9 protein-coding genes and 1 pseudogene are annotated in these 12,821 nt (G+C 65.0%); 9 read left to right on the top strand and 1 reads right to left on the bottom strand.

The genetic code is table 11. The annotated features are described in order from the left end of the window. The first annotated feature begins 169 nt into the window (after nucleotides 1-169). From coxB to LH128_RS15215, 9 genes are all read left to right on the top strand, one after another. Nucleotides 170-1,120: a cytochrome c oxidase subunit II gene (gene coxB, locus LH128_RS15255; RefSeq protein WP_008830549.1), complete on the top strand. Its 951-nt coding sequence runs from the start codon at nucleotides 170-172 to the stop codon at nucleotides 1,118-1,120. Next, nucleotides 1,117-3,639, top strand: coding sequence for a cytochrome c oxidase subunit I (gene ctaD / locus LH128_RS15250; protein WP_008830548.1), 2,523 nt, complete (start codon nucleotides 1,117-1,119; stop codon nucleotides 3,637-3,639). Before coxB ends, ctaD begins: the two co-directional genes overlap by 4 nt. Next, nucleotides 3,639-4,016 (top strand): hypothetical protein, encoded by a 378-nt coding sequence (locus tag LH128_RS15245; protein ID WP_008830547.1) that lies wholly within the window; start codon nucleotides 3,639-3,641, stop codon nucleotides 4,014-4,016. The genes ctaD and LH128_RS15245 overlap by 1 nt, the downstream gene beginning before the upstream one ends. Continuing rightward, the gene (locus LH128_RS15240) at nucleotides 4,013-4,609 is read left to right on the top strand and encodes a cytochrome c oxidase assembly protein (RefSeq protein ID WP_008830546.1); all 597 of its coding nucleotides are present in this window, start codon (nucleotides 4,013-4,015) and stop codon (nucleotides 4,607-4,609) included. The genes LH128_RS15245 and LH128_RS15240 overlap by 4 nt, the downstream gene beginning before the upstream one ends. After that, nucleotides 4,606-5,652 (top strand): c-type cytochrome, encoded by a 1,047-nt coding sequence (locus tag LH128_RS15235; RefSeq protein ID WP_008830545.1) that lies wholly within the window; start codon nucleotides 4,606-4,608, stop codon nucleotides 5,650-5,652. The genes LH128_RS15240 and LH128_RS15235 overlap by 4 nt, the downstream gene beginning before the upstream one ends. Before the next feature lie 32 nt (nucleotides 5,653-5,684). Beyond that, nucleotides 5,685-6,566, top strand: a complete 882-nt coding sequence (gene ku / locus LH128_RS15230) for a non-homologous end joining protein Ku (protein WP_008830544.1) — start codon at nucleotides 5,685-5,687, stop codon at nucleotides 6,564-6,566. Continuing rightward, the gene (gene ligD, locus LH128_RS15225) at nucleotides 6,538-9,084 is read left to right on the top strand and encodes a DNA ligase D (protein ID WP_008830543.1); all 2,547 of its coding nucleotides are present in this window, start codon (nucleotides 6,538-6,540) and stop codon (nucleotides 9,082-9,084) included. Before ku ends, ligD begins: the two co-directional genes overlap by 29 nt. A 47-nt stretch (nucleotides 9,085-9,131) precedes the next feature. Next, the gene (locus tag LH128_RS15220) at nucleotides 9,132-11,189 is read left to right on the top strand and encodes an AsmA family protein (RefSeq protein ID WP_008830542.1); all 2,058 of its coding nucleotides are present in this window, start codon (nucleotides 9,132-9,134) and stop codon (nucleotides 11,187-11,189) included. A 320-nt stretch (nucleotides 11,190-11,509) separates the two neighbouring features. Then, nucleotides 11,510-12,088, top strand: coding sequence for an extensin-like domain-containing protein (locus LH128_RS15215; RefSeq protein ID WP_008830541.1), 579 nt, complete (start codon nucleotides 11,510-11,512; stop codon nucleotides 12,086-12,088). A 243-nt stretch (nucleotides 12,089-12,331) separates the two neighbouring features. Here the strand turns inward: LH128_RS15215 and LH128_RS35035 are convergent. Further along, nucleotides 12,332-12,821, bottom strand: a pseudogene (locus LH128_RS35035) (transposase); the annotation flags it as partial.

Below are 12,821 nucleotides of genomic sequence, written 5' to 3'. Positions count from 1 at the left end.
AACGCTATCTACAATGCGACGGGAAAGCGGGTCCGCGACCTGCCGATCACGCTCGACAAGCTGCTGTGATGGGGGCCAGCAACCCTTTGTAACGCCCACCTCTCCGAACTCTTGCCCCGCTCGCGCGTTGTCAGGCGCACACAGGGCACAGCACGGGACAAGGGGCATCTTGCGCAAATCGATCATCGTCTGCGCGGCTTTGCTGGCCGGGTGCAACAGCCACCAGTCCGCGCTCGCACCGTTCGGGCTGGAGGCACGCTCAACGCTGACGATGACCATGGTGATGGTGATCGGCGCGGTGATCATCGCGCTGGGCGTGGTAGCCGTGTTCGTCCTCGCGGTGCGCGCGCCGGAGGGGCGACTGGACCACGCGGGCGGAATGCGCATGGTGCTCTGGCTCGGCGCGATCGTGCCGACGGTGGTGCTGACGGCACTGCTGGTCTGGGCCCTGCCCGCGATGCGTCCGCTCCCCGACGCCGCGCAGAACCTGCGCGTGCATGTCGAGGGCGAGCAGTTCTGGTGGCGGGTGCGCTACAAACATCAGGGCCAGCCGCCCCTGATCTCCGCCAACGAAGTGCGCATTCCAGTGGGCCGCACTATCGTGTTCGAACTGACCGCGACCGACGTGATCCACAGCTTCTGGATCCCCGGCCTTGCGGGGAAGATGGACATGATCCCGGGGCGCACCAACCACCTCGTCGTCAAGGCCGACAAGGCGGGCATCTATCGCGGCGTCTGCGCGGAGTTCTGCGGCCTCAGCCATGCGCTGATGGCGTTCGACGTGATCGCGATGGAGCCCGCCGCCTTCGACGCATGGCTGGCGACCAGTCGCGAGCCGCCCATTCGCACGCAGGGTCGCGGCGCGGCGCTGTTCGCGGCCAGCGGCTGCAATGCGTGCCATTCCCTTACCGGCGGCGAGAGCATCGGCCCCGACCTCACCTACTTCGGGACACGCCGCACGCTGGGCGCTGGCATCCTTGCCCCCACCGTGGAGAACACCGCCGCCTTCATCCGCGATCCGCACAAGTCAAAGCCGGGAGCCCGCATGCCCTCCTACGCCGCGATGCCGGAGGCAGACGCACGCGTGATCGCCCGCTGGCTGAAGGAGGCGGGACGATGAGCCTGCACGATCAGGACGACATCGCGCTGCGCGAGGCGCAGGAAGTGCGGCTCCGCAAGGTCTGGGAACCGCCCAAGGGACTGTTCCTGCGCTGGACGGACACCAACAACAACCAAGTCGGCGTGTGGTACGTCCTGACCGCGTTCGGTTTCATGCTGTTCGCGGGCGTGCTCGCGCTCATCATACGCATGCAGCTGGCGGTGCCGGACAACGATCTGGTGGACGCAGGGACGTTCAACCAGCTGTTCACGCTGCACGGCTCGGTGATGATGTTCCTCTTCGCCGTACCGATGTTCGAGGCGGTGTCGATCATCCTGCTGCCGCAATTGCTGGGCGCGCGCGACCTGCCCTTTCCGCGCCTGTCCGCTTTCGGATACTGGTCGTTCCTGATCGGCGGGGTGTTCGTATCGGGCTCGATCTTCTTCGATGCTGCGCCCGATGGCGGGTGGTTCATGTACCCGCCGCTGACGACGCGCACGGACCTGTCCGGCCTCGGCGCAGATATCTGGATGCTGGGGCTGTCCTTCATCGAGGTGTCCTCCGTCGCCGCCGCCGTCGAACTGATCGTCGGCGTCCTGAAATGCCGCCCGCCGGGGATGCGACTCAACCTGATGCCGCTCTATGCCTGGTACATCCTCGTCGTCGCGGTGATGATCCTGTTCGCCTTCCCGCCGCTGATCGCAGGCGACGTGCTGTTCGAGATGGAGCGCCTGCTCGACTGGCCGTTCTTCGACGCCTCGCGCGGCGGCGATCCGCTGCTATGGCAACACCTGTTCTGGATCTTCGGCCATCCGGAGGTCTACATCGTCTTCCTACCCTCGATCGCCCTGTTCGCGATGCTGGTGCCGACATTCGCGCGTCGGCACCTACTGGGCTATCCGTGGATCGTGCTGGCGGCGGTGGGCACCGCGTTCCTTTCGTTTGGGCTCTGGGTCCATCACATGTTCGCGACCGGGCTGCCCAAGATCAGCCTCGCGTTCTTCTCCGCCGCGTCGGAGGCCGTGGCGATCCCGACGGCGGTGCAGATCTTCGTGTTCATCGTGACGCTCTGGGCGGGGCGTGTGGTCTGGTCGACGCCGCTGCTCTACGCGGCGGGGAGCCTGGCGATCTTCGTCATCGGCGGGCTGACCGGGGTAATGGTGGCCGTCGCCCCGTTCGACTGGCAGGCGCACGACACATACTTCGTCGTCGCCCACCTGCATTACGTGCTGATCGGCGGCACGCTGATGCCGCTGTTAGCAGGGCTCTACTACTATTGGCCGCTGGTGACGGGCAAGAAGCTGTCGGACCGACTGGGGCGCACCGCGTTCTGGCTCATCTTCGTGGGCGCCAACCTGTGCTTCTTCCCGATGCACCTGTCGGGGCTCGAGGGAATGCCGCGCCGCGTCTTCACCTATCCGGAGGAGCTTGGCCTCGGCGGCCTCAATCTTGCCTCCACCATCGGCTCGTTCGTGATCGCGGCGGGTGTGGCGGTCATCGTGCTGGACTTGTGCCGCTCGCCATGGCGGCAGAAGGCCCCGCGCAATCCGTGGGCTGCGGGCACGCTGGAGTGGCTGGCCCATCCCGATGACGAGAACTGGGGCATCCGCTCGATCCCGCTGATCGAGAGCCGCTATCCGATCTGGGATCAGGAGGACTTCGTGCGCAAGGTGGACGAAGGCCGCTACTTTCTGCCCGACGCCGAGGAAGGCCGGCGCGAGACGATCGTGACCTCGGTTCTGGACGCGCGCCCCGTTTCGGTGATCCGACTTGGCGGACCGAGCTGGCTGCCGATGCTGACGGCGGTGGCGCTGGGTGGGGTCTTCATCCTGACGACCTACCACTTCTACTGGGCGGCACTCGTCTCGGGCATGCTGACGCTGGCGCTGGTGCTGACATGGCTGTGGACCGGCACGGCGGAGATTCCGGAGAAGCCCCGCAAGCCGATCGGCCACGGCATTGAACTGCCGCTCTACATCTCGGGCGACGCGGCGCCGGGGTGGTGGGCGATGTTCATCACCATGATGGCCGATGCGACGGCGTTCTCCGGCCTCGTCTTCGGCTACTACTTTTTCTGGACCCGGCATGAAGATTTCCCGCCGATGGCGATGGCGGATGGACCGGGCGTCTGGTGGCCGATGGTGGCGCTGGTGGTAGGGGTGGCAAGCTGGCTGGCGACGGCAGGCGCGCGAGAGGTTCACGCGCGCGGCAAGATCGCGCTCGCCCGCGTGCTGGTGCTGCTGGGCATCGCGGCCAGTCTTGCCGGTATCTACGCAGGTCTTGCCGGACCCTGGCTCTCAGGAATGGACCCGCAGATGCACAGCTATCCAGCCATCGTCTGGACGCTGGCGATCTGGACGACGGCGCACTGCTGCGTCGCCGCGATCATGCTGGCCTACGTCCTTGCGCGTAGCCTTGCCGGGAAGATGACGCCCGCGCACGACGCCGACATCCGCAACGTCACCGTCTACATGCACTTCCTCGCGCTGACGGTGGCGGTCACGTACCTCACCATCGGCCTGTTTCCGGAGCTCGCGTGATGAGTGAGCGGCGCAAGTGGCATGAGCGGCTCAAGGTCACGCTCTGGACTCTGATCGTGCCGCCTGCGGTATGGGCGGGCCATTTCCTCTTCGCCTACCTGTGGGCGGCGATATCGTGCGCCAAGGACGGCGCCTTCGCCAAATTCCCGGTGCTGTTCACCCTCGGCACCGTATTGGCGCTGGTGGTGATCGCGCTGTCTGGCTGGATCGCGTGGAAACAGCAGCGCACCGTCGGTGATCCGCCCCCGCATGACGAGGGCACCGAGGTCGACCGCCTGCGGTTCCTGGCCAAATCGACCCTGCTGCTGGCGGGCCTCAGTTTCGTGTCGGTACTGTTTACGGCCCTGCCCGTCGTGTTCATCGGAGACTGCCGGTGAAGCGCGCCGCACTGATTGTCGGATTGCTGCTGGTCCCGACCGGATGGGCGCTGTCGCCGCTGCCGCTGGGCATGACTGGACACATGGCGGGACACATGATCGCCGTGGCCGTGGCCGCGCCGCTGCTGGCCTATGCCGCACGGGGCACCATTGCCGATCCGGCAAGGCGCTGGCCGCCGATCGTCACACCGATGGTCATGATGTTGCTGGAACTGCTGACCGTCTGGGGCTGGCATCTGCCCGCTTTGCGCGGCGCCGCCGATAGTCACGCCCTGATAGCCGTGATCGAGCAGGCGAGCTTTCTTGCGGCCGGTTTTTTGCTGTGGAGCGCGGCCACCCACCCCCCGGCCCGAGCAAGCGGGATCGGCGCCCTGCTGCTTACGTCCATGCACATGACCCTGCTGGGCGTCCTCATTGGCCTTGCGCCGCGTCCGCTCTATCACGGGATGCACCATGGCCACGGGCTTGATCCGCTCGGCGACCAGCAACTTGGCGGCGTGGTGATGCTGGTGATCGGCGGCGCCAGTTACCTGATCGGCGGGCTGGGCCTGCTTGCGACCCTGCTGCGAGAAGACCGGAGCACCGCGACATGATGGTGAAAATCACGACCGGGCGTGTCGTGCTTGCCCTCAGCACAGCACTCACGCTGGGGCTGGGCGCGGCGGCGGCAGGGCTGGTGCCCGTCGCCGCCTCCACCGGGCACTGGAAGATCACCGACTGGTTCCTGCACTGGACGATGCAGAATTCCGCGCGCACCTACAGCGCCGTGCAAACGCCCAAGGTCATCCGTGACGATACGGGCCTCGTCAGCGCGGCAGGGCATTTCCGCCAGTCCTGCCAGGTATGCCACGGCGCGCCGGGGGAAGCGCCCTCCCCGGTCATGCAGGCCGCGACGCCGCCAGCGCCGAACCTTGCCAGGACGGCGGGCCACTACACCGATCGCGAACTGTTCTGGATCATCCGCCACGGGGTGAAGTTCACCGGCATGCCGCCATGGGCAGGAAAGAGCCGCGCCGACGAAATCCGCCGCATGGTCGGCTTCGTGCGCCGCCTGCCGACGATGACACCGCGGCAATACCGCGCGCTTACTCGGCCGATCGCAGGCGCTCCCTTGCTTCAGTGCGCGGGCTGCCACGGCGTCGACGGCAAAGGACGCGCCCAGCCCGACATCCCGATCATCGCCGGACAGGATGCCGCCTACATGCTGCGCGCGCTGCAGGCCTACAAATCCGGCAAGCGGGCCAGCGCGGTCATGCAGACAGCCGCGGCCGGGCTCGACGAGGCGCAAATGAAAGCTGCGGTCACCTATTACGCGCGCCTGCCCGGCCTGCCTCACGGCCCCGTTGCAGACCGGCACGCCATAGTCGCGAAAGGCCTTCCCGAAGCGCAACTGCCAGCCTGCGCGCAGTGCCACGCCCCCGGTAAGGCAGCCCCTGTCATCACCGGCCAGCGAGCCGCGTACTTGGCCGAACGCCTGCGCCAGTGGCGAGGCGAAGACACGGTCATCGACGCTCACAAGCCGCAGGACCCGATGGCCGTAATCGCCCGGCGCATACCCGAGGAGGCGCTCGATGATCTGGCCGAAAGCCTCGCTGCTCCCACCGGCCAGACTGCGACGGGAACAACCATGCCCTGATCCGGCTTGTGATGCCGAGGAAGGAACCGCCCATGCCCGCACGCGCATACTGGAAAGGCCAGATCCGACTGGCGCTCGTCTCGATCCCGATCGAGGTCTACCCGGCGACGCGATCGGGCGCGGCGATTTCCTTTCATCAGATCCATGAGCCGAGCGGCAAGCGCATCCGCTACGAGAAAGTCGCGCCCGGCGTCGGCCCGGTTGACCGCGACGAGATCATCAAGGGCTTCGAGGTTTCCAAGGGCAGCTACGTCCTGCTTGACGAGGAGGAAATCGAGGCGGTCAAGATCGAGAGCCGCAAGACGCTCGAACTCGTCCAGTTCGTCGATGCCGATGAGATCGATGTGCTCTATTACGAGAAGCCCTATTTCGTAATCCCCGCCGACGATCTGGCAGAGGAAGCGTACACCGTCCTGCGCGAGGCGCTGCGCAAGACGCGCAAGGTCGGCCTTGGGCAACTGGCGGTGCGCGGGCGCGAGCAACTGGTGTCGATCAAGCCTTGCGGGCGGGGCCTGGTGATGGAAGTGCTGCGCTACGCCGACGAGGTCCACAAGGCGCAAGGCTACTTCCGCGACATCGAGGATGCGAAGCCCGACGCCGACCTGCTCGACCTCGCCACGACGCTGATCGACAAGAAGACCGCACCGTTCAAGCCCGCCGAATTCCACGACCGCTATGTCGATGCGCTCCACCGCCTGATCGACAAGAAGGCCAAGTCGAAGAGCAACAAGCGCATTCTGGAGGATGTCGAGGAACCGGCAAGCGGCAAGGGCAACGTCATCGATCTGATGGCGGCGCTCAAGAAATCGGTCGGGGACGGCAAGGCCGGCGGCAAGTCAGCCTCGTCAACGCGCAAGCCTGCGGCGAAGAAGGCATCGCCCTCGGGTGGCAGCCGTGCCCGCAAGCGGGCGTAGCGGCAAGGCCGGCGACCCCGGCGCCGACCTTCTCGCCGAATACAACCGCAAGCGCGACTTCGCGAAGACCGCCGAACCTGCGGGCAAGCGAAGCAAGACCGGCGGCAACGCCTTCATCGTGCAGAAGCATGCGGCGCGGCGGCTGCATTGGGATTTCCGCCTCGAAGTCGATGGCGTGCTCAAGTCCTGGGCGGTGACCCGGGGACCGAGCGCCGATCCCGACGACAAGCGCCTTGCCGTGCGCACCGAGGACCACCCCCTGTCCTACGGCGAATTCGAGGGCGGCATCCCCAAGGGCGAATACGGCGGCGGTACGGTGATGCTCTGGGACCGGGGCACCTGGGCGCCGATCCCGGGCAAGAGCGCGAAGGACATCGAGGACGGCCACCTCCACTTCACTCTCGACGGCGAGCGGATGAAGGGCGAATGGCTGCTCGTGCGCATGAAGCCCAGACCCGGCGAGAAGCGCGAGAACTGGTTGCTGCGCAAGGTGAAGGATGCCCATGCGCAGACGGGTGATGCACTCGTCGAACAGGGCCTCACCAGTGTGCTCACCGGCCGCACCATGGCCGAGATCGAAGCCGACAAGGGCGGCACCCACTCGCTGAAGGGCAAGAAGGGCGATGCCTTTGCGCAGGTCATGGAGAAGGCCGCCTGTCGCAATGCGCGGCACAAGAACCGCTCCCGCAAAGGCGCGGGCAAGCTGCCGAAGTTCCGTCCCGTCCAGCTCGCCACTCTGGTCGACACCGTGCCCACCGGCAACCTGTGGATGCACGAGATAAAGTTCGACGGCTACCGCGCGCTCGTCGCGGCGGCGGGGAGCAAGGTCGTGGTCCATACCCGCAGCGGCCTCGACTGGACGGACAAGTTCGGCCCGTTGTCCGCGCATATCGCCGCGCTCGACCTGCCGCCCTGCCTGATCGATGGGGAGATCATCGCCCGGGGCACGGACGGCAATCCCGATTTCTCCAGCCTCCAGGCCGTACTCAAGCGCGGCAAGGGCATCCAGGGCGAAGACCAGCCCTTGGAATTCCACGCCTTCGATCTCCTCGAACTGGATGGCGAGGATCTGGCGGCGATGCCCAACATCGAGCGCAAGGAACGGCTGGAGGCGCTGCTGGCTGATGCCGTGCCGCCCATCTTCGTCGCCGACCACGTGATCGGCGCTGGCGAGACGCTCTACGATGCGATGTGCGGCGCCGGGCAGGAAGGGATCATCGCCAAGCGCATCGATGCACCCTACCGGGGCCGCCGCACGAAAGACTGGGTCAAGGTCAAGTGCACCCGGCGGCAGGAGTTCGTCATCGTGGGATGGGCGAAGTCGAGCGCAAAGGGCCGGCCATTCTCCTCGCTGCTGCTGGGGCAGTACGAGGACAAGACCCTTATCTATCGCGGCAAGGTGGGCACCGGCTTCGACGCGGAGGGTCTTGCCCACATGGCGACAAGGCTTGAAAAGCTGGCGCGCAAGACCCCGCCGCTGAGCGTCGATAAGGCAGAGGCACGCGGCGCAAGCTGGGTCACCCCGAAACTGGTGGCGGAAGTGGCCTTCGCCGAACTGACCGGCGAAGGCCGCGTGCGTCATGGTAGCTTTTTGGGCCTCAGGATTGACAAGAAGGCTCGGGCTGTCACGCCGGAGAAAGCGCAGGCCCCGCCATGGGCGGAGATTGCCGTGAAGATCAGCAACCGCGAGCGCGTGATCTTCCCCGAAAGCGGCAACTCCAAGGGCGACCTTGCGGATTACTACGCCGCCGTCGCGCCGCTGATGCTGCCGTTCGTGACGAACCGGCCGATCAGTCTCGTCCGTTGCCCGCAGGGCCGGGCGAAGAAATGCTTTTTCCAGAAGCACGACAGCGGCACGTTCGGCGATCACGTCCATCACGTGCCGATCCGCGAAAAGGACGGCGGCGTGGAGGACTACCTCTATCTCAATGACGCAGAGGGCCTTCTCTCCTCCGTGCAGATGGGCACGATCGAGTTCCACGGCTGGGCGGCAAGGGTCGACGACGTGGAACGTCCCGACCGCATGATCTTCGACCTCGACCCCGACGAGGGACTGGATTTCAAGGAATGCATCCGAGCCGCCGGCGACATCCGTGCCCGGCTCGCGGACCTTGGCCTGGTGACCTTCGCAATGCTGTCCGGCGGCAAGGGCGTCCATGTCGTCGTGCCGCTCAAACGCGGGCACGACTGGGACACCCACAAGGACTTCGCCCGCCGCTTCGCCGAAGCCATGAGCCTTGCCGAGCCGGACCGCTACGTCGCGACGATGAGCAAGGCCAGGCGCAAGGGCCGCATCTTCATCGACTGGCTGCGCAACCAGCGCGGAGCGACCGCCGTGCTGCCATATTCGGTACGGTCACGGGAAGGCGCCCCGGTCGCGGTGCCGGTGAGCTGGGATGAACTGGACGGGATGAAGACTGCGCAACCGTTCTCGATCGGCGATGCTGCGGAGCTGATCCGGCGGTCTGAGCGGCTACATGGTTGGGGGTTCGCCGAACAGCGGCTTCCGGAGATCTGACCAAAGTGAACCCGCAACCAAATCCCCCTCTCAGACGATGATAGGCCATGGAAACGCCAGTCGCCTCGGATTCGCCTGCGCCAACGCCATCCGTCCGGCGGCGGAGCAGCCACATCGTTCGCAACGTGCTGCTGATCGTGGTCGGCGCGATCTTCGCTGTATGGCTGGTACTGTTCATCACCAAGGGGCGGTTCCTCAAGCATCCCTTCGAGAATATTGCCGGTACGCTGAGCGACCGCGAGGTAAAGGTCGGCGGAGACTTCCAGCTCTATTTCGCACCGCTGCGCATCAAGTTCCTTGCCGAACGACTGGCCGTCTCAAACCCGCCATGGGCCAAGGGCCGCGCCCTGTTCGCCGCGCAGCGAATTGAAGCGCGGATCGCACCGCTATCGCTGCTGTTCGGTCGGCGGCATGTCTATTCCCTGGCACTCGAGCGGGGCGTTGCCAATCTCGAATGGGATGCCGCTCACAAGCGCAACACCTGGACGTTTTCGCAAGCCGGCGAAGGCAAGCCTTTCCAGATGCCGCGCATCGACCAAGCAGACATCACCGGCACGCAGGTCCATTATGTCGATCCGCAGATGCCCCTGCTCGCGAATCTTACTATCGATCCGATCGCGGCGACCGACACCCGCATCGGCAAGGCGGTTGGGCTGAAGGGTGACGGAATGTTCCGCACCACGCCGTTCCGCCTTTCGGCGCAGTTGCTGTCCCCGGATGCCAGTGTTGCTGGCGGGGAAAACCGACTCCAAGCGCGCGCCTGGGCCGCTCACAGCGTGATCGACGTTTCGGGCACCCTGCCCGGCTTGACGGAATTCGAAGGCGTCCCGCTGAAGGTGGCGGCGCAGGGAGGTGACTTGTCGGATCTGCTGGCCGTCATTGACGTCGCGATCCCGCAGACGCGCCGCTATGCGCTCAACGCGCAGATGGTGAAGCAGGCACAGACTTATCGCTTCACCGGAATGAACGGCACCTTCGGCCAGTCGGACTTGTCCGGCAGCTTCACCGTGACCAACGCAGCGCGGCTGCGAATGGACGCGTCGCTTGTGACCCGGCGGCTCGACATCATCGATGCGGCCCCGTTCATCGGCTACAATCCGGACGTCGTCGCTTCAAAGGGTGCGGTGGCCGCTGCCGCCGCCACAGGTGCCGGCGCGCGCCGTATCCTTCCCGATGCCGCACTGCCGGTTGCGATGATGCAGCGCTTCGACGCGGGGGTCGACTGGAAGATCGCTATCGTGCGCTCGAAGAACGTGCCCGTTTCAAACATCGCGCTCAAGTTGTCGCTCGACAAGGGGCGCCTCGCGCTATCGCCGCTCACGTTCTCGATGGCGCGCGGCGATGTGGCCTCGGACCTGATATTCGACACCCGCCAGCGACCGTCGGCAATACGCTACGACATCCGGCTTGCAACCACGCCGATGGGACGGCTGCTCGCCGGATATGGGCTGGCGGACTCGGGCACCACCGGCACGATCCGCGGACGTATCGATTTGGAAGGCAGAGGCGATACGGTCCACGATTCCCTGGCAAGCTCGTCCGGTCGGATCGCGTTCGTAATGCCGCAAGGCACCTTGTGGACGAAAAACGCGCAACTCGCCGAACTTGATATTGGCACGTTCGTGCAGAAGATGTTCCAGGGCAAGCTCAAGAAGCCGATCGAGGTGAACTGCGGCCTGCTCGCCTTCACCGTCCGCAGCGGCACGGCAGTTGCCGATCCGATCCTGATCGATACCAGCAAAAACGTCGTCACCGGGCGCGGCGGCTTCAGCTTCGGCACCGAGGCGGTAGACATGGCCTTTCGCGCCGACGGCAAGAAGATCAGCCTGTTCTCCGGCCAGTCGCCCGTTGGTCTGGGCGGGCATTTCGCCGAGCCTAAGCTGCAGGTCATCACCCCGCAACTTGTCGGCCGCGCGGGTGCCGGTCTCGGCCTTGCAATCGTGGCGACTCCGGTGGCCGGGCTGCTCGCCTTCGTCGATCCAGGCGATGCCAAGTCGGCGGCCTGCGGGCCTGTTCTTGCTGGCGCCAACGCCAGCGCCCAGCGCACGTCGAAGGGCAAGCCGCGCGACGACGTCGGCAACGGCACTGCGAAGAAGAACCCTTAGCAAGCGTCGGAACCATCGCCCTCGCCGGCCTTTGCTTCTCCAAAGGAGATCATATTTGTTCGGCAGTATCCTCGGTGCGATTACAGGTAGTCAGGTCGCCCAGCACATGCGCGACGTAGATGGAACCGGCGGCGCCATCCTGGGCGTCGCGGCGATGTCGGCATTGCGCCGCCTCGGTCCCGTCGGCCTGATCGCCGCCGGCGTGGGGGGCTGTGCACCAAGAAGCGCTTCGAGAAGCGTGACGCGGCCAAAAGGGTTTCGCAGCTCTCGGCCACGCCCTCCATGTTCATGCGCTGAGTCGCGCACCCATCCGTATTCACGTGCTCGTCGGGATAATCGACCTTGCCGCCTACGGCGGTAGCCTCTGGCTGCGCGAACATCCCGAATATGACCCGCGCGCGCCGCTAACGATTGATCAGGCTGACACGTCGGTCACGCGCGGAAATGTCATGGGGGTGCGCGATGATCGCAATGTTTGCCGCGCTTTCCTGAAACGCAGCGATATTGCGATCGCTGCACTCGAACCTGCAGGCAGCGGGGATTGCCGTCGCGACGACCGCAAGCGCCTTGCTGCCCCTGCCCGTCTGGACATCGCATTGCGCCCCTCAGGAGCACATCTATGCCGGCTTCGCGCTCTGGCTCCATCACGATGTGCAGCCTACGGCGAGGCCGGCAGCGCCATCGACATTGCCGCTTTCGTGCTGTCCGATGGTCGCCGTGTCACGGTGCTCAGGGACTGGTCGGGCAAAACGGCTAAGGCGACCTTCCTGCACACGGTACGCGACCATGCCTGTACCAGCTTCTCCACTGTGCTCTCGCCCGATTACAACGCCGCACATGCCGACCATCTGCACCTCGATCAGGCCAGGCGGCGATCGGGATGGAGCTCGTGCCGGTAATATCGACCTCTCTCTCGAACTCCTGAAATCTGAAGCTTGTCCGTGCGAGAGCGTTATTATCGCGTCACCAGCTATGTCGCCTCCCGCCATTTGGCTTTCGCCCTGTAGCCACGTGGACATTTGAAAAGCTTCCTGACGTCTGCGTGTTTATGCATACCGGCAATGAAACCTTACCTCCCGGTCACGCAACTCGCATCATGGGCCAAGGCCCAGTCGCCGAGGCTGCGTGCAGTTGGAAAACAGTAACGGAGTCAGGCCCAGCCAAGCGGCAAACTGACGCCCTGACTTGAACTGATGAGGGTCGCTTACCGACGCAGCAAAAAGCGGTAGCGCTAACAGGCCTTACGCCGGGGATGGTCGACAAGCGTCGTGCAACGTCATCGCTACGTTGAAGGGCATTCAGAGCCTTGTCTATTTTCTGGAGCCGGGCATGTGTGTCGATAGCTTGTTGCGATAGCATGCCGACAATCATCGTTGCCTCTGCGGGAAGGCCCGTTTCGATCTCACCATCGACTATTTGGCGTGCCATAGTCAGCGCTTTCTCAATGCCTTCTGGAATAGCGATGCCGAACTCTCCCAGCATGCTGCGCATCATGTTCACCAACTGCGTCCGTTGACGCACCAGCAAGCTGCGTGCTCTATGCAGGGATAGCGCAGACTGCTGTTCACGAGACTTCACAGTATAGCGCGACGATCTGGGTGAGAGGTCAGCGACTATCAGGATGAGAACAGA

This window comes from Sphingomonas sp. LH128 (assembly GCF_000293195.2).
GTDB classification, from domain to species: Bacteria; Pseudomonadota; Alphaproteobacteria; order Sphingomonadales; family Sphingomonadaceae; genus Novosphingobium; species Novosphingobium resinovorum_A.
This window is presented reverse-complemented; position numbering and strand designations above follow the sequence as displayed.

Coding starts and splice junctions, on each gene's coding strand:
- ctaD (WP_008830548.1), top strand. CDS start 1,117: ATGAGCCTGCACGATCAGGACGACATCGCGCTGCGCGAGGCGCAGGAA.
- LH128_RS15245 (WP_008830547.1), top strand. CDS start 3,639: ATGAGTGAGCGGCGCAAGTGGCATGAGCGGCTCAAGGTCACGCTCTGG.
- LH128_RS15235 (WP_008830545.1), top strand. CDS start 4,606: ATGATGGTGAAAATCACGACCGGGCGTGTCGTGCTTGCCCTCAGCACA.
- ku (WP_008830544.1), top strand. CDS start 5,685: ATGCCCGCACGCGCATACTGGAAAGGCCAGATCCGACTGGCGCTCGTC.
- LH128_RS15220 (WP_008830542.1), top strand. CDS start 9,132: ATGGAAACGCCAGTCGCCTCGGATTCGCCTGCGCCAACGCCATCCGTC.